At 69.0% G+C, this 21,816-nt stretch carries 20 protein-coding genes; 14 read left to right on the forward strand and 6 right to left on the reverse strand.

Annotated elements, in window-relative coordinates:
• The first annotated feature begins 63 nt into the window (after nt 1-63).
• Entirely contained in the window at nt 64-417 is a 354-nt protein-coding gene (locus tag P8T65_RS43285; RefSeq protein WP_316730913.1) for a cupin domain-containing protein, read from the forward strand.
• Between the two features lie 14 nt (nt 418-431).
• Here P8T65_RS43285 and P8T65_RS43290 read toward each other — a convergent pair whose 3' ends face one another.
• Together P8T65_RS43290 and P8T65_RS43295 are read right to left on the reverse strand one after the other, a co-directional pair.
• Nucleotides 432-1,175: an IclR family transcriptional regulator gene (locus tag P8T65_RS43290; protein ID WP_316731909.1), complete on the reverse strand. Its 744-nt coding sequence runs from the start codon at nt 1,173-1,175 to the stop codon at nt 432-434.
• A 374-nt stretch (nt 1,176-1,549) separates the two neighbouring features.
• On the reverse strand, nt 1,550-2,296 hold the full coding sequence (locus P8T65_RS43295; RefSeq protein ID WP_316731911.1) for an IclR family transcriptional regulator: 747 nt from the start codon (nt 2,294-2,296) through the stop codon (nt 1,550-1,552).
• Nucleotides 2,297-2,579: 283 nt separating this feature from the next.
• On the opposite strand from P8T65_RS43295, the gene solA reads away from it, so the two are divergent.
• The 13 genes from solA (at nt 2,580) to aspA (ending at nt 17,167) form a co-directional block, all read left to right on the forward strand.
• Nucleotides 2,580-3,719: an N-methyl-L-tryptophan oxidase gene (gene solA, locus P8T65_RS43300; protein WP_316730914.1), complete on the forward strand. Its 1,140-nt coding sequence runs from the start codon at nt 2,580-2,582 to the stop codon at nt 3,717-3,719.
• A gap of 2 nt (nt 3,720-3,721) precedes the next feature.
• Nucleotides 3,722-4,783 carry a succinylglutamate desuccinylase/aspartoacylase family protein gene (locus tag P8T65_RS43305; protein ID WP_316730915.1) on the forward strand — a complete coding sequence of 354 codons (1,062 nt, stop codon included), beginning with the start codon at nt 3,722-3,724 and terminating at the stop codon, nt 4,781-4,783.
• Nucleotides 4,784-4,860: 77 nt separating this feature from the next.
• On the forward strand, nt 4,861-5,967 hold the full coding sequence (locus tag P8T65_RS43310; protein WP_316730916.1) for an ABC transporter substrate-binding protein: 1,107 nt from the start codon (nt 4,861-4,863) through the stop codon (nt 5,965-5,967).
• A complete protein-coding gene (locus tag P8T65_RS43315) occupies nt 5,960-7,099 on the forward strand; it encodes an ABC transporter ATP-binding protein (RefSeq protein ID WP_316730917.1) in 1,140 nt (379 codons plus the stop codon). Before P8T65_RS43310 ends, P8T65_RS43315 begins: the two co-directional genes overlap by 8 nt.
• Nucleotides 7,100-7,102: 3 nt before the next feature.
• A complete protein-coding gene (locus P8T65_RS43320) occupies nt 7,103-7,999 on the forward strand; it encodes an ABC transporter permease (RefSeq protein WP_316730918.1) in 897 nt (298 codons plus the stop codon).
• Complete coding sequence (locus P8T65_RS43325; RefSeq protein WP_316730919.1) at nt 7,996-8,862, forward strand: ABC transporter permease; 867 nt, start codon at nt 7,996-7,998, stop codon at nt 8,860-8,862. Before P8T65_RS43320 ends, P8T65_RS43325 begins: the two co-directional genes overlap by 4 nt.
• Nucleotides 8,859-10,241: an aminotransferase class III-fold pyridoxal phosphate-dependent enzyme gene (locus P8T65_RS43330; RefSeq protein ID WP_316730920.1), complete on the forward strand. Its 1,383-nt coding sequence runs from the start codon at nt 8,859-8,861 to the stop codon at nt 10,239-10,241. The genes P8T65_RS43325 and P8T65_RS43330 overlap by 4 nt, the downstream gene beginning before the upstream one ends.
• A gap of 23 nt (nt 10,242-10,264) precedes the next feature.
• Entirely contained in the window at nt 10,265-11,218 is a 954-nt protein-coding gene (locus P8T65_RS43335) for a M14 family metallopeptidase (RefSeq protein ID WP_316730921.1), read from the forward strand.
• Nucleotides 11,215-12,690 (forward strand): aldehyde dehydrogenase family protein, encoded by a 1,476-nt coding sequence (locus P8T65_RS43340; RefSeq protein ID WP_316730922.1) that lies wholly within the window; start codon nt 11,215-11,217, stop codon nt 12,688-12,690. Before P8T65_RS43335 ends, P8T65_RS43340 begins: the two co-directional genes overlap by 4 nt.
• Entirely contained in the window at nt 12,687-13,625 is a 939-nt protein-coding gene (locus tag P8T65_RS43345) for an aldo/keto reductase (RefSeq protein ID WP_316730923.1), read from the forward strand. The genes P8T65_RS43340 and P8T65_RS43345 overlap by 4 nt, the downstream gene beginning before the upstream one ends.
• Nucleotides 13,626-13,672: 47 nt before the next feature.
• Nucleotides 13,673-14,338: a haloacid dehalogenase type II gene (locus P8T65_RS43350; protein WP_031484183.1), complete on the forward strand. Its 666-nt coding sequence runs from the start codon at nt 13,673-13,675 to the stop codon at nt 14,336-14,338.
• Nucleotides 14,339-14,386: 48 nt separating this feature from the next.
• Complete coding sequence (locus P8T65_RS43355) at nt 14,387-15,670, forward strand: FAD-binding oxidoreductase (RefSeq protein WP_316730924.1); 1,284 nt, start codon at nt 14,387-14,389, stop codon at nt 15,668-15,670.
• Nucleotides 15,671-15,757: 87 nt separating this feature from the next.
• Nucleotides 15,758-17,167, forward strand: a complete 1,410-nt coding sequence (aspA, locus tag P8T65_RS43360) for an aspartate ammonia-lyase (RefSeq protein WP_316730925.1) — start codon at nt 15,758-15,760, stop codon at nt 17,165-17,167.
• Between the two features lie 331 nt (nt 17,168-17,498).
• Here the strand turns inward: aspA and P8T65_RS43365 are convergent, their stop codons facing one another.
• From P8T65_RS43365 to P8T65_RS43380, 4 genes are all read right to left on the reverse strand, one after another.
• Entirely contained in the window at nt 17,499-17,942 is a 444-nt protein-coding gene (locus P8T65_RS43365; RefSeq protein ID WP_399103396.1) for an ATP-binding cassette domain-containing protein, read from the reverse strand.
• 429 nt (nt 17,943-18,371) lie between these two features.
• Entirely contained in the window at nt 18,372-19,301 is a 930-nt protein-coding gene (locus P8T65_RS43370) for an FAD-binding oxidoreductase (protein ID WP_316730926.1), read from the reverse strand.
• 124 nt (nt 19,302-19,425) lie between these two features.
• Nucleotides 19,426-20,109, reverse strand: a complete 684-nt coding sequence (locus P8T65_RS43375) for a haloacid dehalogenase type II (protein ID WP_316730927.1) — start codon at nt 20,107-20,109, stop codon at nt 19,426-19,428.
• 408 nt (nt 20,110-20,517) lie between these two features.
• Nucleotides 20,518-21,735: a helix-turn-helix domain-containing protein gene (locus P8T65_RS43380; RefSeq protein WP_316730928.1), complete on the reverse strand. Its 1,218-nt coding sequence runs from the start codon at nt 21,733-21,735 to the stop codon at nt 20,518-20,520.
• Nucleotides 21,736-21,816: the final 81 nt, after the last annotated feature.

Below are 21,816 nucleotides of genomic sequence, written 5' to 3' on the forward strand. Positions count from 1 at the left end.
CTTCCACGCCGCCGGGCACGGGTGTGCGGCCATCAATCTCTCGACTCCTAGGAAAGAAAGAACATGTCGTTCCTGAAGACCATCGACACCAATCCCTCCTTCGCGCCGCACAAGTCCGGCCCGCTCCCGGAGCGTCTGGTGTCCGGAGACCCCGCGTTCATGACCTGGCCCCAGGACATCGCCCGCGGGGAGATGATCCATACAGGCGTCTGGGAAGCGACGCCCGGCGAGACGCGCTCGATCAAGGGCGAGGCCTTCGAGTTCTGCCACATCCTCGCCGGCGTCGTGGAACTCACGCCGGAAGGCGGCGAGCCGGTGGTCTACAAGGCGGGCGACAGCTTTGTCATGAAGCCGGGCTTCGTCGGTGTCTGGAAGACCGTTGAAACCGTGCGCAAGATCTACGTGATCGTGAAGTGACGCCGGTAGCGTCGTCAGGCCAGGTGCCGGGCGGTGATCTCCGCCGCCGTCTCGGCGACCAGCCGGCCCAGCTCGGGCAGCCGTCCGGGCTCGAAGCGGGAGTCGGGCAGGGAGACTGCCACGGCGGCCAGCGGAGTTCCCTCGCCGTCGAGCACGGGTGCCGCGATCGCGCAGACACCCTGCAGGTACTGGTTGTGGTTGACGGCGTAGCCGCGCTCTCTCACGCGGTGGAGCTCCGCCCGCAGTTGCTTCGGGTCGGTGATGGTCTCTTCGCCGTAACCCTCCAGTGTCCCCGCGGTGACCTCGTCTATCTCGGACTTCCTCAGATGGGCGAGGACGGCGTTTCCGGCGGCGGTGGCGTGCAGGGGCGAAGTGTCGCCGATGGCGTGGAAGGTGCGTACGGCGTGGTCGCAGTCGACGCGGTCGACGACGACCATGCCTTGCAGTGCGTCGGGCACCGACAGGTGGATGGTCTCGTTCACGGCGTCGCGGAGCCGGATCATGGGTTCGCGGGCGGCGGCGAACAGGCTGGAGCCCTGCAGTGCGGTCGGTCGTACGGCCAGGACTCGGGCGCCGATCTCCCAGCGGGTGGTGTCCTTGCGGTTCGCCCGCAGCCAGCCCGCCTCGTTGAGGGTGACCAGTGTGCGCTGCACGGTGGACTTCGGCAGCCCGAAGATCTTCGTCAGCTCCCCGACGGTCACGGGTTGGTGCCGGGCGACCGCCTCCAGTACCCGCAGTGACCTGGTGACGCTCTTCATTTCCATTCGATGCCCCCTCAGACCCGTGGATCCCTGATTCTCACTTCTCGACTCCAGCACGGAGTCACGGTCATGATCTGTGCCGTATTCCAGCATAGCGTGCCACGATATGGCACGTGGCTAGGGTTCGGTGGATCGGTGGACCGGCCTTGCGGTGTGCCGGGGTCCCCATTCCCCGCGGCGATGGGCAGCGGCAGGGCCCTGACCAGGCCTGCCGAGCCGCGTGGTGCGGCCGCTCTGCGTCCGGCCTTCCCCTGGCCGGGCGTAGAGCGGTGGCTGCCGTGACGCGTGACCGAGGGCCGGCCTCGCACATGCCAGTGTGCGAGGCCGGCCCTCGGGTCGACGGGGCTTGCGGTGCGGTCGTCGTCCGCCGTTCAGGCGCCCAGGCGGCGCTGTGAGATCTCCGCGGCGGTGTCCGCGACGAGGCGGCCCCACTTGGGTGCCTGTTCCTCGTCGTAGCGCGCCTCGGGCATGGAGATGGCCACGGCCGCCAGCGGGGTGCCGTCCTCGTCGAGCACGGCGGCGGCGACGGCGCAGACGCCCGGACGGAACTGGTTGCGGTTGACCGCGTAGCCGTCGGTGCGGATCCGGTCCAGCTCGGCACGCAACTCGTCGGGGTCACCGGGCGTCGTGTCGCTGAACCGCTCCAGCCCGGCCGTGACGAGGTCTTCCACGTCCCGCCTCGGAAGGCGTGCGAGTACGGCGCGCCCGACGGCTGTGGCGTGCAGAGGTGAGGTGTCGCCGATCGTGTGGAAGGTGCGTACCGGGTGGTCGCAGTCGACGCGGTCCACCACGACCATGCACTGGAGGGCGTCCGGCACCGACAGGTGGATGGTCTCGTTCACCGCGTCCCGAAGGCGAACCATGGGTTCACGGGCGGCGGCGAACAGGCTGGAGCCCTGCAGTGCGGCGGGCCGTACGGCCAGGACTCGGGCGCCGATCTCCCAGCGGGTGGTGTCCTTGCGGTTGGCGCGCAGCCAGCCGGCCTCCGCCAGTGTGACCAAGGTGCGCTGCACCGTGGACTTGGGTAGCCCGAAGAGCTTCGTCAACTCCCCTACGGTTACGGGCTGATGCTGGGCGACCGCCTCCAGGATCCGAAGCGACCTGGTGACGCTCTTCATTTCCATCCGGTTTCCCCCCGTTAATCCTCGAAATTTCTGATGGACACCCTCTTGACTCCTCACTGAGGCCGCTGTCATTCTCTGTGCCAGATTCTAGCACAGCATTCCACATAGTGGCACGGCCTTCGGGGGGATTCCCTCGGAAGTGGGCCGGACTGCGAGACGCGGCGGTTGCGAGCCGCAGGTCCACATGGGGACCTGGCTCCCGCCAAACCATCTCGAATCGAACAATCCTCACGTCGAAGGGCCAGCATGCGCCTCGGCGATACGAAAGGAAAGTCCTGTGTCAGCTGCCAGGAAGCGCGTCGCGGTGGTCGGCGTCGGAACGATGGGCAGCCAGGCCGCCTGGCGGCTGGCGGCCCGCGGCGCCGAGGTCGTCGGATACGACCGATACGCTCCCGGCCACGACCGCAGCGCGGCCGGCGGTGAGACCCGCATCTTCCGCAGCGCGCACTTCGAGGATTCCCGGTACGTCCCGCTCCTCAAGCACGCCGACGCCCTCTGGGAGCAGCTCCAGCAGGAGACCGGCCGCGAGCTGCGCCGCCTGACCGGATGCCTGCTCATGGGGCCGACCGACCACCAGCAGATGGCCACCGTCCTCGAGTCCATCGCCGACCACGACCTCGACCACGAGGTACTGGACGCCGACACGCTCGCCAAGCGCTTCCCGCAGTACCGCATCGAGGACGGCGACGCGGCCGTACTCGACCGCCGCGCCGGGTTCATCCGCCCGGAGCTGACGATCCAGACCGCCGCGCGCCGCGCCGAGCAGCTGGGCGCCGTGATCCACCGCTACAGCACGGTCCGCGAGATCGTCCCCGTCGCCGGCGGCGTGGAAGTCCGCACCGACTCCGGCAGCGAGCGCTTCGACACCGTCGTCGTCACCCCCGGTCCCTGGGTCAACGACCTCCTGCCCGACCTGCCCTGGGAGGTGGAGGTCCGCCGGCTCGTCAGTGCCTGGTACGTGCCCACCGCCCCCGACGCCTGGTTCGGCGAGGAGCGCCCGGCGTTCATCCGCACCGCCCCCACCCACTGCTACGGCCTGCCCTCCCCGGACGGCATCTCGGTCAAGCTCGGACTGTCCCGTGCGCTGCATCGGCTCGCCGACGACCCCAACCAGCTGGATCGCACCGTGCGCCCGGACGAGCTGGACATCTTCTCCGAGCTGATCGGGCGATACCTGCCCGACCTGCACCCGGACCCCACCCGCCTCTCCGTCTACATGGAGGGCTACACGGAGAGCAGCCGCCCCTTGGTCGGCCCCCTGCCCGGCGCCGAGAACGTCATCCTCCTCGCCGGCTTCTCCGGTCACGGTTTCAAACTCTCGCCCGCCTTCGGCGACATCGCCGCGGACCTCGCGCTGGACGGCGCCTCGCCCCAGCCCATCGACTTCCTGTCCACCGTCGGCCGTACGGAGGCATGACCATGAACGACACCACGCTCTCCGTCGGCACCCTGGTGGCCGAGCCGGGAACCAAGGCCCGCGGCACCGTCCGTGCCGACCTGGGCACTCTCACCGCGGACATTCCGCTGACCCTCGTCAACGGGACCCGCCCCGGCCCCCGGGTCGTCCTCACCGCGGGTGTGCACGGCGGCGAGTTCCCGCCCATCGACGCCGCCGTGCGACTCGCGGACGGCCTGGAACCCGACGCGGTGCACGGACAGGTGATCATCTGTCCGGTCGCCAACCCACCCGCCGTGTACCAGGGTCGGCTCAACATCTCCCCGGTCGACGGCGTCAACCTCAACCGCGTCTTCCCCGGCGACGCGGCCGGCGGCCCCACCGAGCGGCTGGCCGCCTGGCTCTTCACCCACCTCCTCGACGGCGCCGACGTCTACATCGACCTGCACTGCGGCGGCATCGACCAGGTCCTGCGGGACTTCGTCGGCTACCGCATCACCGGTGACCCGGACCTGGACAAGGCGACGGCCGAACTGGCAGGCTCCTTCGGCATCGAGGACGTCATCCTCGGGCTGACGCCCGAGGGAGGCAACAGCCACGCGGCCGCCGCCCGCCGGGGCATCTCGGCGGTCCTCGTCGAGGTGGGCCAGCTCGGCCAGCGGGATGAGGCCACCGCCCTCCGCCGCGTCGACGGCCTGCTGACAGCACTTCGCCACCTGGGCGTCCTCGACCAGGACGGTTCCGCTCCGGCACCGATCCGCGAGTGGGTCTGGTCCGCCGGCGTCACCGCCGAGGCCACCGGCCTGTGGTACCCGGAGTTCTCCTTCGACGCCGACATCATCGGTGAAGTCGCCGAAGGCGACCTCCTCGGCCGCATCATCGACCCGGTTGACGGCACGGAGCACACCGTCCACGCTCCGGCCGACGGACGGATCTTCTACGGCATGCACGGCCTCACCGTCGCCCCTGGCAAGGAACTCGCCGCCCTCGCGCTCCCATGGGACCCCGACACGGCAGAGCGGGCCGACACCCTCCGGGCCCCCGGCCTCGGTGCCGGATCCGATGAGGCGGATCCCCGCCCCTAGACCCCCCATTTCAGCCGCCCCCCTTCCCACGTCCCCAGCCGCCCTTTCTCACGGCCAGTACCTCCAGGAGGCACCAAATGAAAGACGCCCGAATAGACCGCAGACTGTTCCTGCGAGGAATAGGAGGGGTCACGGCGGGTGTCGCCGCCGCGACCACCCTCTCCGCCTGCGGTACCGGCACCAGCCGTGTGTCGTCCGGCGGGGGCAAGGGCGGCGGCAAGACGGTGGTCGTCCGTGACAGCGGCGGTTCGTATGGCGCGGCTCTGCAGAAGGCGATCTACACGCCGTTCACGCAGGAGACCGGTATCCAGGTGAAGGTGCTGAACCTGGACGACGCCCCGCTGCTGGCGCAGATCAAGCAGGGCCGGCCGCAGTGCGACCTGATCAACAACTCGATGATGTCGCACAACAAGTACGTCAAGCAGGAGGCGCTGGAGGCGCTGGACCTCGACCGGATCAAGAGCGTCAAGAGCGCGAAGATCCCCGAGGGCCAGGTCACCGACCATGCCATCGGGAACAGCTTCTACGGCGCCTGTATGGCGTACCGCACGGATGCTTTCGGGGGTAAGAAGCCCGAGTCGTGGGCGGACTTCTGGGACACCAAGGCGTTCCAGGGTGGCCGTTCGATGTGCAACCCGGACGGTGACCTGCCGGAGTTGGAGTTCGCGCTGCTGGCCGACGGTGTTCCCATGGACAAGCTGTACCCGCTGGATGTGGACCGTGCTTTCAAGGTGCTGACGCGGCTGCGGGGTGACATCAAGAAGTTCTGGGACAGCGGCCCGCTCCCCGGTGTGCTGCTCAGCCGCCAGGAAGTGACGATGTCCACCGTGTGGGACGGCCGGATCGCCGATCTGGAGAAGCAGGGTGTCCCGGTCACCAGGCAGCTCAACGGGATGCGCCGCCAGTTCCAGGGCTACGCCATCGCCAAGGACGCGGCCAACGTGGACAACGCCTACAAGCTCATGGACTTCTCGCTGCGGGCGGAGAGCCAGGCCGCTCTGGCCAAGGCGTTCCCGTCGAACCCGTCCTCGCCGGTGGCTTACGCCAAGCTCACCGAGGAGGAGCGCAACGCGCTCGCGGGTGCGCCGCAGTACTACGACAAGGGTTTCGACGCGGACATCGACTGGTGGCTGAAGAACGAATCGGCCGTCACCAAGCGCTGGTTGGAGTGGGCTCGTGGCTGAGTTCGGTATCGCCGTACCGTCGGTGAAGGTGGCCGGCAACAAGCCGGCCACCGCGACCGGCAAATCGCTGTCGGTGGTGGCCCTGCGCAAGACCTACGGCGACGTCGTCGCCGTCGACGAGGCGTCCATGGAGATCGCGGCGGGGGAGTTCGTCACCTTCCTGGGCTCTTCGGGGTCGGGCAAGACCACGACGCTGATGATGATCGCTGGGTTCTGTGAGCCCGACTCCGGCACCATCACCGTCGGGGACCGTGATGTGACGCGGCTGGCTCCGCAGAAGCGGGGTTTGGGCTTCGTCTTCCAGCAGTACCTGCTCTTCCCGCACATGACCGTGCAGGAGAACGTCGCGTTCCCGCTGACGCTGCGTGGTGTGTCGAAGGCCGAGATCCGCCGGCGGGTTGGGGAGACGCTGGAGATCGCGGGCCTGTCCGGGTTCGGTGGGCGCAAGCCGCGTGAGCTGTCGGGTGGTCAGCAGCAGCGTGTGGCGTTGTGCCGGGCGCTGGTCTATCGCCCGCCGGTGATTCTCATGGACGAGCCGCTGGGTGCTCTGGACAAGAAGCTGCGCGATCAGCTCCAGGTGGAGATCAAGTCCATCCAGCAGGAACTGGGTCTGACGGTCATCTATGTGACGCATGATCAGGAAGAGGCACTGGTGATGTCGGACCGTATCGCGGTGATGCGCAACGGTCTGATCGAGCAGTTCGACACCCCCCGGGAGCTGTTCGAACGGCCGAGGACCCCCTTCGTCGCCGACTTCCTCGGCGCGGCCAACTTCCTGCCCGGACGCATCGAGCAGCACACCGACGAGCACACCCTGGTCCGCCTGGATGCCGGCGGCACTTTGCTGAAGGCGCGTCGCCACCAGCTGCCCTCCGGTACCGCGGTGAAGGTTGCGGTGCAGCCGGGCCGGCTGCGGGCCTGTGCCAGTGATGACGGGTTCTGTACGGGCACGGTCGAGATGGCCACTTACGTGGGCACTCTGGTCCGCGCCGGTGTGCGGGTCGACGGCGGTGACGGGCCGCTGCTGCGCCTGGAGGTCCCGGCCGGCCGGGGTCCGGTCGCCGGCGAGCGGGTCGGTATCAGCGCCGACCCTGAGGACGTCAACCTCTTCGCCGACGAAAAGGCGGGGTGAGTCATGGCCGCCACCCTCACCGCGGGGGCTCCCGCCCGTCCGCGCAAGCTGCTGGCTTCGCGCCGGACGCGGGTCGGGATCTTCTACGCGCTGCCGGTCGTCGTCTATCTGCTGCTGCTGTTCGTCTACCCGATCTTCTCCACGCTGCTGCTCAGCCTGAAGGACGCCGACGGATCGTTCACCCTGCACTGGTACGCCGACGCACTGACCGGCGTGAACCTGTCGGTGCTGTTCACGACGCTGCGGATCTCCGCCGAGACAGCGGTGCTGAGTCTGGTGTTCGGGTTCGTCCTGGCCCAGGCCATCACCCGGCTCAAGCCCATCTGGGCGGGTCTGGCCATGCTGGTCGTGGTCGTCCCGCACTTCGTCAGCGCGCTGGTGCGTACCTATGGCTGGATCATCATGCTGGGCGACAAGGGCCTGGTGAACGAGTCCCTGGCCGCGATGGCGGTCCCCGGGACGCCGTTCCAGCTGCTCTACAACGAGCTCGGTGTGGTCATCGGTACGACGTCGATGATGCTGCCGTACACGGTGCTGCTGCTGTACGGGGTGATGCGCGGGGTGGACCGCCGGCTGCTGGCGGCCGCGTCCAGCATGGGCGCGGGCAAGGTGACCATCTTCCGGCGGATCTATCTGCCGCTGGTCGCCCCGGGCCTGGCCAGTGCCGGACTGCTCAGCTTCATCCTGTCGCTGGGCTACTACATCACCCCGGCCCTGATGGGCGGCCCCAACCAGACGATGATCGCCACCCTCATCAACCAGCAGGTGACCAAGGAGAACCAGTGGAACGGGGCCGCCGCGCAGGGCGTGATCCTGCTGGTCCTCACCCTGGCCGGACTGCTGCTGGTCAAGGCCGTGACCTCGCTCGGCGCCAGCCGTAAGAAGAGGAGCGCCACATGATGGAACTGCGCAAGTCCCTCACCGGCCGCATCGCCCTCACCGCCGTGGCCACCGTCATCCTCCTCTTCCTCGCGCTGCCGATCGCCGTCATCCTCGTCACCTCCTTCAGCAACAACGCCTTCGCCGCCTTCCCGCCCGAGGCGTGGACGCTGAACTGGTACAAGGCCCTGTTCGCCGACGGCAGCAAGTGGCCCGCCGCGCTCTCCCTGTCCGCCTTGATCGCCGCCCTGAGCACCGTCTTCTCCCTCATCATCGGCGTCACCGCGGCGACCGCCCTCGTCCGCAGCGAACTCCCGCTGCGCTCCGCGGTCTTCGCCCTGGTCCTCGGCCCGCTGGTGATCCCGCAGATCGTCACCGCACTCGGCCTGTTCCTGCTCTTCGAGCCGGCCGCGATGCTGGGCAGCCCCATCGCCATCGCCCTCGGCCACACCGTCCTCGCCTCACCCATCGCGGTGCTGATCCTGATCGCGACCCTGCGCGGCATCGACGAACGCCTCGAAGACGCCGCCGCCAGCATGGGCGCCGGCCGGCTCACCATCGCCCGGAAGATCACCTTCCCTCTCGCGGCACCGGGCATGATCGCGGCGGCGATCTTCTCCTTCATCACCAGCTTCGACGAGTTCTACATCTCCCAGTTCCTCTCCTCCGTCGACACCGTCACCCTCCCCGTCCAGGTCTACAACTCGCTCACCTTCGAGATCGACCCCAGCGTCACCGCGGTCAGCGCGATCCTCATCGCCTTCGCGATCCTCGCGCTCGGCCTGGTCGCCCTGGTGCGCTGGCTCGGCTCCGGACGGCAGGAATCCCTGCTCTCGGTCGAGAACACCGTCGGCGTCGCCAACCCGGGAGGCGAAGCCGTATGACCACCGCCGCCGCTCAGCTGACCGCGGCCACCGCTCAGCGGCACCTGCTGCTGCACATGACCGCCAACGGATCGCTCGGCGACGAGGGCGAAGACCTCCTCGTCGTCCAGCGAGGGGAGGGCCCGTACGTCGAGGACGCGGACGGCAGGCGCTACATCGACGGCCTGTCGGGGCTGTACTGCTGCCAACTCGGCTACTCCTACGGCCCCGAGTTCGCCGAGGCCGCCGAACGGCAACTGCGCGAGCTGTGCTACAGCCCGCTGTGGACCGGGTCCGCGCACCCCTCGGCCATCGAGCTCGCCGAACGGCTGTCCCGGATCGCCCCCGTCGACATCGAGCACACCTTCTTCTCGAGCGGCGGCGCCGAAGCCGTCGAGACCGCCTGGAAGATCGCCCGCCGCTACCACGCCCTGCGCGGGGAGCCGGGACGGGTCAAGGCTATCGCCCGGCGCGGCGCCTACCACGGACTGACCATCGGCACGCTGTCGTTCAACGACGACCCCGGGCTGACGGAGCCGTACGGCCAGCCGGCGATCGACACCAGGTTCGTGTCGAACACCAACCGCATGGGCCTTGCAGCGGAGTTCGCGGACGACGAGGTGTACACGGCCTGGCTGCTCGCGGAGTTGGAGGCCGCGATCCTGACCGAGGGCCCCGAGACCGTCGCGATGCTGATCGCCGAGCCGGTGCAGAACCGGGGCGGCTGCATCACCCCGCCCCAGGGCTACTGGCAGGGCTTGCGGGCGCTCGCCGACCGGTACGGCTTCCTGCTCGTCGCCGACGAGGTCATCACAGCCTTCGGCCGGATCGGCGAGTGGTTCGGCGGTGACCGCTACGGCGCCCGCCCGGACATGGTCACTGTCGCCAAAGGCATCACGGCCGGATACGCCCCCCTGGGCGCGACCCTGGTCGGTACCAAGGTCACCGAGGTCATCAACCGCCCCGGCGCGGTCCTCAACCACGGCTACACCTTCGCCGGGCACCCGCTGAGCACGGCCATCGCCCTGCGCAACCTGGAGATCATGGAGCGGGACCGCATCCTGGACAACGTCCGCGGTCTCCAGGGCAACCTGGCGAGGCGCATTGCGGCGCTCAAGGACCTGCCGATCGTCGGCGACGTCCGCGGCACCGGGTTCTTCTACTCCTGCGAACTCGTCGGCGACCTCGACGACGGCGCTTTCAGCGCCAAGGCCCGAACCGAACTCATCGGCGACCTGATCCCTCGTCGGCTGCGCGAGGCCGGCCTGCTGGCCCGCGTCTACAACCGCTCCGCGCCGCTGGTCCAGATCGCGCCCCCGCTGATCAGCGACCGCGCCGTCCTCGACCGTATCGCCGCGATCATCGCGGGCGTCCTCGCCGAGGCATCGGCCCGCATCTGATCCACCTCTTGGAAAGGATCCACATGTACTCCATCGGTCCGCTGACCGTCGCCCCCGGCGAGCGCGCCCAGGGCCTGATCCCGGTCGGCACCAGCAGCTACGGCGTGGAGCTCGGCATCCCGCTGATCGTCGTCAACGGCGTCCAGGACGGCCCGGTCCTGTGTGTGGACGCGGGCGTGCACGGCGACGAGTACGACGGTCAGGAGGCCATCCGCCGCGTGCTCGCCGAGGTCGACCCGGCCACCCTGCGCGGCACCGTCGTCGGCATCCCCTGCCTCAACACCCCGGCTTTCGAGGCGGCGGCCCGTGCCAGCGGCATCGACCACCTCAACCTCAACCGCATCTTCCCGGGCGACGCGGAGGGCTCCTACTCCCAGCGTCTGGCCGCCACCTTCGTCGAGAAGGTCGTCCCCGCCGTCGACGCCGTGGTCGACCTGCACACCGGTGGCGCCTACGGCGAGATCGCCCCGCTGGTCATCCTCCAGGGCGGCTACGAGGACCTGGCGACGGACCTGGCCCTCGCCGCAGGGCACGAGCTGGTCTGGAAGGGCGGCAAGTGGGGCGGCACGGTCCGCCACCCCGTCCTCGAAGCAGGCAAGCCCGCCATCACCATCGAGTGCGGCGGCGCCACCTACCGCGAGACCAACGTCGAGCACCACATGCACTCGATCCGCAACATCCTGCGCAGCCTCGGCATGATCGACGGCGAGGCGGAGCTGCGGGACACCTACACGACGGTCTCCGGCACCTTCGCCCGCTCCGCCGCCGGCGGCTTCTTCGTCGCCCGCGCCGAGCCGGGAGAGACCTGCAAGGAAGGCGACCTGATCGCCACCATCACCGACCACTACGGCAACACGCTGGAAGAGGTCATTGCCCCACAGGAGGGCATCGTGCTCTGGGTCCGCCGGATCCGCACGGTCCGCCCGGGCGACGAGGTCGTCATCTTCGGCGAGGTGCTGGGAGAGATCCAGCCATGAGCGACCAACTGCAACCGACCGAACTGCAACTGACCGAGCTGCTGATCGACGGCAAGCACGTCCCGGCCGCCGACGGACGCTTCTTCACGGTCCTCGACCCGTCGAACGACACGGCCATCGCCCAGGTGGCGCTGGCCGGCAAGGCGGACGTGGACCAGGCGGTGGCCGCCGCCCGCGCGGCCTTCACCGCTCCCGAGTGGTCCGGGATGCGTGCCGCCGACCGGGGCCGGATCCTGTTCCGCATCGCGGAGGCCATCCGCTACCAGAGCGAACGGCTCGCCCGCCTGGAGAGCCAGGACGTCGGCAAGCCGCTGCGCCAGGCGAAGGCCGATGTCGAAGCGGCCGCCCGCTACTTCGAGTTCTACGCGGGCGTCGCCGACAAGCTCGGCGGCTCGACGGTCCCGCTCGGCCCCGGCCTGCTCGACTACACCGTCCGCGAGCCGATCGGCGTATCCGGCCACATCATCCCGTTCAACTACCCGCTGCAGAACACGGCGAGGGGCTCCGCCCCGGCGCTGGCCGCCGGCTGCACGGTGGTGCTCAAGCCGTCCCCCGAGGCGCCGCTCACCCCGCTGGAGATCGGCAGGATCGCCCTTGAGTGCGGCCTTCCGCCGGGCGTGCTCAACGTGGTCCCCGGCGACGGCGAGACCGGCGCGGCCCTCGCCGGCCACCCGGACATCGACCAGGTCACCTTCACCGGGTCCGTGCCCACCGGCATCAAGGTCGCCCAGGCCGCCGCCGCCAACGTGGTGCCCTCCGTCACCGAACTGGGCGGCAAGTCGCCGGTCGTCGTCTTCGCCGACGCCGACTTCGACCTGGCGCTCGGCGCGGTAGCCGCCTCCGCGTTCGGCAACGCCGGGCAGACCTGCTCGGCCGGCACCCGGCTGCTCCTCCAGCGCGGCGCCGAGGAGTTCCTGGACAAGCTCGTCGCGCACGTCGCGTCCCTGCGCCTCGGGCCGGGGCTCACCGACCCGGACGTCGGCCCGCTGGTCGCCGCACGGCAAAGGGACCAGGTCCTTGGCTACCTGGAGTTGGCGCGGGAGGAGGGCGCCGTGGCGCGAGTCGGCGGAGGTGCCCCCGCCGACCCCGAACTGGCCGACGGCTACTACGTTCAGCCGACCGTGCTCACCGGACTGGACAACCAGGCCCGTTGTGCCCGCGAGGAGATCTTCGGCCCCGTTGTCACGGTCATCGAGTTCGACGACGTGGACGAGGCGCTGGAGATCGCCAACGACAGCCCGTACGGCCTGGCCTCGTACGTGTGGACCCGCGACATCGACAAGGCGATGCGGCTGGCCGAGGGCATCCGTGCAGGCCAGGTCTATGTCAACGCCACCGGCGTCGGCACCGGCGTGGAGCTGCCCTTCGGCGGCTACAAGCACAGCGGCTGGGGCCGGGAGAAGGGTCTCGAAGGCCTGGCCAGCTACCTGCAGACCAAGAACGTCTGCATCGGGTTCGGGAACCGGTCATGAGATACCGGACGCTCGGCGAGCGCGGCCCGATCGTCTCCGCGGTCGGCGTCGGCGGCAACAACTTCGGCGCCCGCCTCGACGAGGAGGGCACCAAGGCCGTCGTCCACGCCGCGCTCGACGCGGGGATCACTCTGTTCGACACCGCCGACATGTACGGCGGGGCCGGCGAACGGGGCGGCTCCCGCGGCGACGGCGAACGGCTCCTCGGTGCAGCGCTCAAGGGCAGCCGTGACCACGTGGTGCTGGCCACCAAGTTCGGCATGGAGATGAGCCGGGACGCCGACCTGTACGGTCCGCGTGGGTCCCGCGCCTACATCAGGTACGCGGTGGAGGCGTCACTGCGCCGGCTCGGCACCGACCGGATCGACCTGTACCAGTACCACGAGCCGGACGGCGTCACGCCGCTGGAGGAGACGCAAGCCGCGCTCCAGGAGCTGGTCCACGAGGGCAAGATCCGGTACATCGGCTGCTCCAACCTCCCCGCCGAGTACGTCACGGACGTTTTCGTGTCCACTCAGAACCGCTACCACCTGCTCGACCGCGGCGTGGAGCAGGACCTGATCCCGGCCTGCCTGCGCCACGGCGTAGGTCTGCTGCCGTACTACCCGCTGGCCAACGGCCTGCTCAGCGGCAAGTACCGGCGCGGTGAGGAGCCCCCGCCGGGCAGCCGGCTGTCCTGGCGGCAGGGCTGGCTCACCGACGCGGCCCTCGGCAAGGTCGAGGCGCTCACCGAGTACGGCGCCGATCGCGGCCTGACCCTCCTCCAGGTCGCGATCGGCGCACTGGCGGCCCTCCCTGCCGTCGGCTCCGTCATCTGCGGCGCCATGACCCCCGAACAGGTCACCGCCAACGCGGCGGCGGCCGACTGGATACCGAGCCCGGCCGACCTGGCCGTACTCGACGCGATCGTCGCCCCTGGCGAACGCGTCGTCTGAAGTCCCCACCCCCTGTTGAGAGAACCGCGAGAGCAAGGCTGGACACCATGCGAGAGATCGTCACCTTCGACGCCTACGCCACCCTGATCAACTTCGAGCTCGGTCCCACCACCCTGAAGGTTCTGGAGGACCGGCTCGACCTGGACAACCTGGATGTCGACGAGTTCCTCGACGACTTCCGCGTCATGCGCTTCCAGGCCGTCCTGGAGGCCTACCGCCCCTACCACGAGGTCCTGCACTCCAGCCTGCGCAACGCCATGCGCCTGCACGGCCTGGAGTACCGCGAGACCGACGGCGAGGCCCTCGTGGACGCCGTCCCCACCTTCGGCCCCTGGCCGGAAGTCCCGGAGGCCCTGCGGAAGCTGAAGACCAAGTACGAGATCGCCATCATCTCCAACTCCGACGACAACCTGATCGCGCGGAACGTGGAGAACATCGGAGTCGAGTTCGACTACGTCATCACCGCTCAGCAGGCCGGCGCCTACAAGCCGGACCGTCAGACCTTCAAGCACGCCTTCCGGACCATGGGTGTCGAGTCGTCGCAGGTCATTCACGTCGCCCAGGGTTGGGAGTACGACCACATCCCGACCCGCGACCTCGGCCTGAAGCGCCGCGTGTGGATCAACCGCTACGGCCGCAAGGGCAGCGCCGACTACCAGCCCTACGACGAGCTGCCCGACCTGTCGGGCCTGCCGAAGCTGCTCGGCTGCTGACCGACGGCGCAACGGCGAAACAGACCGAGAACACAGAGGACGCACGCCATGAAGCAGATCCCCTACTGGATGGACACAGCCCCCGCCCTGCCCGACCGTTCCGGGAAGGACCTGCCCGACGAGGCGGATGTGGTGGTGATCGGCGGCGGCCTCACCGGCCTGTCCACCGCTTACCACGCCGCCCGCAAGGGCGCCCGGGTCGTCCTGGTCGAGAAGGACCAGGTCGGTTCGGGAGCCTCCGGGCGCAACGGCAGCCACTGCAACCCCGGCATCACCATCAGCCCGGCCCAGGCCCGCCAGCGATACGGGCAGGAACGTGCTCGCGAGCTCTACGACGCGTTCCGTGTCGCAGTGGACCTCGTCGAGGAGATCGCGGTCAAGGAGAAGATCGACTGCGACTTCCACCGTGCCGGGCGCCTCGGCTTGGTCTGCAAGCCCAAGCACCTCGAGGGCATGCACGCCAAGCAGCGCGACCTGGCCGAGAACTTCGGCCACGAGACGGTCGTCCTGAGCAAGAGCGAGCTGCGCGCCGAGCTGGGCTCGGACCACTACCACGGCGCCCTGCTCGACCCGCTCGGCGCAGCCCTGCACGTGGGCAAGTTCGTCGTCGGCCTGGCGGACGCCGCCGAGCGTGCCGGTGCCGAGATCCACGAGCGCAACGCCGCCACCGGCCTCACCCGCCTCCCTGGCGGCGGCTTCGTGGTGGAGACCATGCGCGGCACCATCCGTGCCAAGCAGGTCATGGCGGCGACGGACGCCTACACCGACCAGTCGATGCCGTGGTTCCGCAAGCGGCTGATCAACGTCGGCAGCTTCATCATCGTCACCGAGCCGCTGGGGGAGGCGCGCGCCAAGGAGCTCATCCCCAACGGCCGCCTGCTGGTCGCCCACAAGAATGTCGGCAACTACATCCGTCTCACGCCGGACAACCGCCTCGCCTTCGGCGGCCGGGCCCGCTTCGCTCCCTCCAACCCGGCCTCCGACGTCAAGAGCGGTGACATCCTCAAGCGGGAGATGACCGAGATCTTCCCGCAGCTCGCGGGGGTGCGCATCGACTACGTGTGGGGCGGCATGGTCGGTTTCTCCTGGGACCGCATCCCGCACGCGGGCGAGGTCAACGGCCTCTACTACTCCATGGGTTACTGCGGCCACGGCGTCCAGATGGCCACGTACATGGGCCGCGCGGTCGCCGAGATGATGGACGGCAATCCGGAGGCCAACCCGATGCGCGGCTTCGGCTTCCCGAAGGTGCCTGTCCCCTTCTACAACGGCACTCCCTGGTTCCTGCCGTTCGGCGGCGCCTACTACAAGGCGAAGGACCGCCTGCTCTGAGCAGGTACCGACACCGGCGACACCACGGGGCCTTCCGCGCAGCCGCGCGGAAGGCCCCCCTGCCTCCCGAGAGAAGCCCTCAGCCTCATGAACGCCGCCACCCGCATCGAGCACGACCTGCTCGGCGACCGGGATGTCCCCGTCGACGCCTACTGGGGTGTGCACACCCTGCGTGCCACGGAGAACTTCCCGATCACCGGCACTCCCATCTCCGCCTATCCGCATCTGATCGACGCCCTGGCCGCCGTGAAGGAGGCCGCCGCTCTCGCCAACGAGGAACTCGGGCTGCTGGCGCCGGAGAAGGCCGCCGCGATCGTCGCCGCGTGCCGGGAGATCCGTGACAGCTCGCTGCACGACCAGTTCGTCGTCGACGTGATCCAGGGCGGCGCCGGCACCTCGACGAACATGAACGCCAACGAGGTCGTCGCCAACCGGGCTTTGGAGTTGCTGGGGTTCGAAAAGGGCCAGTACCGGTACCTGCATCCCAACGAGGACGTCAACCTCGGTCAGTCGACCAATGACGTCTACCCGACCGCCGTGAAGATCGCGACGGTGTTCGCGGTGCGCGGGCTGCTCAAGGCGATGTCGGTGCTTCAGGACGCGTTCGCGCGCAAGGCGGTCGAGTTCCGTGACGTGCTGAAGATGGGCCGGACCCAGTTGCAGGACGCGGTGCCCATGACGCTCGGGCAGGAGTTCTCGGCGTATGCCGTCATGATCGAGGAGGACCGGTCCCGTCTTGCCGAGGCGGTCGAGTTGATCCATGAGATCAACCTGGGTGCGACGGCCATCGGCACGGGCCTCAATGCCCCTGCGGGGTACGCGGAGTCGGTGCGCCGCCACCTCGCCGAGATCACCGGTCTGCCGCTGGTCACCGCGGCCAACCTGGTCGAGGCCACCCAGGACTGCGGTGCGTTCGTGCAGATGTCGGGTGTGCTCAAGCGGATCGCGGTGAAGCTGTCCAAGAGCTGCAACGACCTGCGGCTGCTGTCGTCCGGGCCGCGCGCGGGCCTGGGTGAGATCAACCTGCCGCCGGTGCAGGCGGGTTCGTCGATCATGCCGGGCAAGGTCAACCCGGTGATCCCCGAGGTTGTCAACCAGGTCGCCTTCGAGGTCATCGGCAACGACGTCACCATCACCATGGCTGCCGAAGCCGGACAGCTCCAGCTCAACGCCTTCGAGCCGATCATCCTGCACTCCCTCTCGGAGTCCATCACCCACCTGCGGGCCGCCTGCTTGACCCTGGCCGAGCGCTGTGTGAACGGCATCACCGCCAACACCGAGGCACTGCGCCAGACCGTGGAGAACTCCATCGGCCTGGTCACCGCCCTCAACCCGCACATCGGCTACACGGCCGCCACCGACATCGCCAAGGAAGCCCTCGCCACCGGCCGGGGCGTGGCCGAACTCGTCTTGGAAAAGGGCCTGTTGCCCGCCGAGACACTCGCCGACCTGCTGCGGCCAGAGGCCGTGGCGGGCAGCGGTCAGGTGCTGGCCTGACAGGGAACGAACATGAGACTCCAGGATGTCAACGCCGCGATCACCGGAGCATCGAGCGGCATCGGTCAGCTTCATGACCAGGAACGCGTTCAGGGGGTTGTTGTCGAGCAGGTCGCGTGCGTCATCGGCAGTCGTCTCCCCGAGCGAGCTGGACTGCTGGAATCGCCGTGGCAGAGCACGACCACTCCCACTTCCCCCAGGTGATCCGCCGCTCGGGCGGTGGACTCGGAGACGAAGGTCGCGTCGTTGAGGGTGGTGCGTCAGTTCTCGCCTCGGCATGGTCGGCATGGCAGCGGCGTCCTGACCCCGCTGCCTACCGGCGCGTCAGATCTCACACCGGTTGCCATATCTGGGCGAGCGTTGAGGCGGTGAGGAGTTGCTCGGGGTGTCCCTGCCCCGCCGGCCGACCGTCGTGGAGCAGGAGGCAGGCGTCCGCCGAGCGTGCGGTTCCCAGGTCGTGGGTGGCCTGAACGACGGTGCTGCCGTCGGCGACCAACTCCGTCAGCAGCGCGGCGATCCGGTCCCTTGCTTCGGGGGCCAGGCCGGTGGTCGGTTCGTCCAGGACGAGCAGGTCCGACTCTTGGGCGAGTCCTTGGACGAGTCCTTGGGCGATCAGGGCGCGTTGCCGCTGTCCGCCGGAGAGTTCTCCGAGTCGGCGGGTGGCGAGGTCAGTGATACCGAGCATCCCCATGCGGTCCACCCCGGCCTGTCGGGCGACGCCGGAGACGCTGACGGGTGAGCCATTCTGGGCCCCTGCTTCGAGGGCGCCGACCATCCGCTGCTGTCGGCGGTCAGTGCTGTCCTGGCGGCCTTGGCGCATCATGCGTACTTCCGGGGGCGGACGTCGGGCAGGGGCTGTCCGATACGGGGCATGCCGAGCTTCATGCTGCGGCTGCGCCGGACCACGGCGACGGCCTCCTGAATCTGTGCCCGTTCCTCGGCACTCAGGTCGCCGAGGTAGGCCTTGACCTGGGCGACCTGAGTGCCGGACTCGGCGGATCCCCTCGACCGAGGTACGGCCTCGCTGCGAGCCCGGTCAACCTCTCCGACGCGGACATCAGCCGCTCACGGGTGCGCAGCAGGTCAGGGCTCCTGGCGCACGTCGTCAGGGGACACTGAACTTCGCCGTTCGCCCGATTACTCGCCCGGCTCGAGCGCCGCGGGCATGCCGTACCGCACGATCGGGCTGTCTCTTGTTTGAGGGTCAGCGCAGCCGGTCCTTGGCCTTGTAGTACGCCCCGGCGAAGGGCAGGAACCAGGCGGTGCCGTTGTAGAACGGCACCGGAACCTCGGGGAAGCCGAAGCCGCGCATGGGGTTGGCCTGCGGGTGGCCGTCCATGACCTCGGCCATGGCGCGGCCCATGTAGGTGGCCATCTGGATGCCGTGGCCGCAGTAACCCATGGAGTAGTAGAGGCCGTTGTCCTCGCCCGCGTGCGGAACGCGGTCGAAGGAGAACCCGACCATGCCGCCCCACACATAGTCGATCGGAGGACACGACCACGCGGTTGTTGGGGATGAGCTGCCGGGCCCCCTCCTCGCCCAAGTGGCCGCTTGCGGAACCAGGGCATGGCCCTGTCGGTGTAGACGTCGGTGGCCGCCATGGCCTGCGTGGCGCGGATGGTGCCGTGCAGGGGCTCGACGAGGAAACCCTCGGGGAGGCGGTGCAGCGCGGTGGCGGCGCTTGCGTTCGTGGATCTGAGCCCCTGCGAGTTCGGCGGCCTCGGCCAGGCCATGGTCGTATTTGCCGACGTGAAGATGCGCGCTTAGCGGGTCGAGCAGGGCTCCGTGGTAGTAGTCGGAGCCCGGCTCGGCACGTAGATCGCTCTTGCTCAGCAGCGTGGTGTCGTGGCCGAAGCAGTCGCCCAGATCGCGCTGCTTGGCCCGTATGCTCTCGAAGTGCTGCGGCTTGAACGCGACGCCCAGACGTCCTACGCGGTGGGAGTCGCAGTCGATCTGCTCCTTGACCGTCAGCTCCTCCGCCAGGTCCACCGCCTCGCGGAAGGCGTCGTACAGATCCCGGGCCCGCGGCTGCCCGTAGTGCTTTCGCGCCTCGGCGGGACTGATGGTGATGCCCAGGGTGCACATGCTGCCGTTGCGCCCGGAGGCGCCGGAGCCGGCCTTGTCCTTCTCCACGGGATGACGTGGGAGCCCTTGCGTGCCGCGTGGTAGGCGGTGGACAGGCCGGTGAGGTCGCCGCCGATGACCACCAGGTCCGCCTGCTCGGGGTCGTCCAGGGGTGTCTTGTCCGGGTCCCGGCTCAGCAGCCGAGCAGGGCCGGCAGGCCGGACAGGTCGGGCAGCTCGTCGAAGGGCTGGTAGTCGGCGCTGCCGCGGGCGCCGATGGAACCGTTGTGGCCGTAGCGGTTGATCCACACGCGGCGAGCGAGGCCGAGGTCGCGGGTCGGGATGAGGTCGTACTCCCAGCCCTGGGCGACGTGGATGACGTGGGCGGGGTCGATGTCCATCGTCTGGAAGGCGTACTCGAAGGTCTGCCGGGACGGCTTGTACGCCTTGGCCTGCTGGGCGGTGATGACATGGTCGAACTCGACGCCCATGTTGGCCAGGTTCTGGGCGATGAGGTCGTCGTCCGTGTTGGAGATGATGGCGATCTCGTACCGGGACTTCAGCGCCCGCAGGGCGGCCGGGACCTCGGGGTGGGGGCCGAAGGTGGGCACGGCCGCGACCAGGGCCTCGCCGTCGGACTGCCGGTACTCCAGGCCGTGCAGCCGCATCGCTATCTCCAGGCTGGCGGGCAGCAGCTCGCGAAAGGGGCGGTATGCCTCCAGGACGGCGTGGAACCGCATGATGCGGAAGTCGTCGAGGAACTCGTCGACGTTCAGACGGTCCAGGTCCAGCCGGTCCGCCAGGACCTTCAGGGTGGTGGGGCCGAGCTGGAAGTCGACCAGAGTGCCGTAGGCATCGAAGGTGACGATCTGGCGCATGATATTCAACCTCTCTTCGGATATAAAGGGCATTCTTTTTACGGGAGTGACGATCTCGTCGAGTGCGGCCAGGTCGGCCGCATGGGAAGTTCAGGAGCTGCCGAGGCGTTGGGGCGGCGACCTGTTACGGCGGATGCTGATGCGATGAGCCGCTCTCCGGCTTGAGGCGATGCGTCAGTGAAGCACTGTGGAGAATCCGGCAACAAGGGACGTGAGGCCGCGAGATCGACCGCGTATTTTGTGCTTGTGCACAATCTCCTGTCGGGGTTCCGATGCAGTTCTGCTCGGCGGCCAAGGCTGCAGTCCTCATGAAACGCATATGGCCTCTGACCGCCACGCTTCGGCTCAAGCTCCCTCGGTCGCGGCCCCGGCCCGGTTGTCGCCCAGGCCCGTCCAGCGATCGGTGGATCAGGACGTCGTCGCCCGGAAGCGGGCGCCCGCTTCCGTCTCCAGCCATGCCAGGGCGAGGACCAGCCGGGCGGCCTCGTTCGGTCGGGACAGCTTCAGCCCGGTCGCCTCTTCCGCGGCCTGCAGGCGATTGCCCACCGTGTTCCGGTGACGGTAGGTGCGTGCGGCCACCTCGGCGACAGAGCCCAGGTCGAGGTACCAGCGCAGGGTCTCGACGATGCTGTCGCGGTCGCGCAGCCTGAGCAGTGGGCGCAGCACGTCGGCGGCCATCGCACTGGTGAGCTCCTCCTGCGCCGACATGATCGCCCCGATCCAGTGGCCCTCCACGTGTCGCACTCCGGGCTGCGCGGAGCTGCGGATCGCGGCACGTGCGAACCGGATGCCCCGCGCCGTCAGCGCCAGCCCGGGGACTTCCGCGACGCCGCAGCGCCACGGGGCGAACGGCCGGAGCATGGCAAGCATGGCCTCTTCATCGCACCGTCCGTGACCGATGATGCCGAGGAGCTCGTCGCCCATCCATCCGAAGTGACGTACCAGGCCGCCCCGACGCAGCGCATCGTCGACCTGGGACACAGCCGGGTCCCCGGTAGGAACGGATTCGACCACGACCACGGTCAGGGCGACGTTCTCGGAGAAGCCCAGCAACGTGGAGGCCTCGGCGACGGTGGAGGGATCCTGCTCCCCTTCCAGGACCAGGCGGCTGAAGGCGCGGTTGCGCACCTCCGTACGACGGCTCGCCAGGTCGCGCTCGGTGCGGCGGTAGGCGTCGACGACCTCGACGCTGTTGGCGTCCGTCGCCTCCCAGACGCGGATCAGCCCGTCGAGGAAGTCGGGATCGGCGCTGATGCCACGTGCTCGCCCCTCTGCGAGCACGGCCTCCCACAGGGTCCTGAGGTCCAGCTGGAAGGAGTGCATCAGAGCGGTCAGGGGAAAAGCCTGCTCCGCTCGCTCGCGTCCCACGTCCTCGGTGGCGCGCGAGACTGTCCGGGGCACGGGACCGCCGGCCAGCCGGGTCAGCGCGAGTTCGAGGGTTCGTCGCATCCCCTCCCTTTTCTGGACCGGGTCCCAGTCCGCCGACGCGTAGGCAGGCTCCTCGGCTTCCAGCTGTTCGAGAGCGCGAGAGGTCAGTTCGTCGAGCCGTTCCTCGAGGAGCCGGCGCGCGATCGCCTGCACGGCGTCGTGGCGGGCCCGGCCCTGACGGCGTCCCGGCCCGCTCACGAGGACCGCCTCTCCCGACGACAGCCGTCACCGGACGGATCCGGGGCCGTTTCCGGGTGATGCCGCTGCAATGCCGGTGGG

It is taken from the genome of Streptomyces sp. 11x1, from assembly GCF_032598905.1.
Lineage (GTDB): Bacteria > Actinomycetota > Actinomycetes > Streptomycetales > Streptomycetaceae > Streptomyces.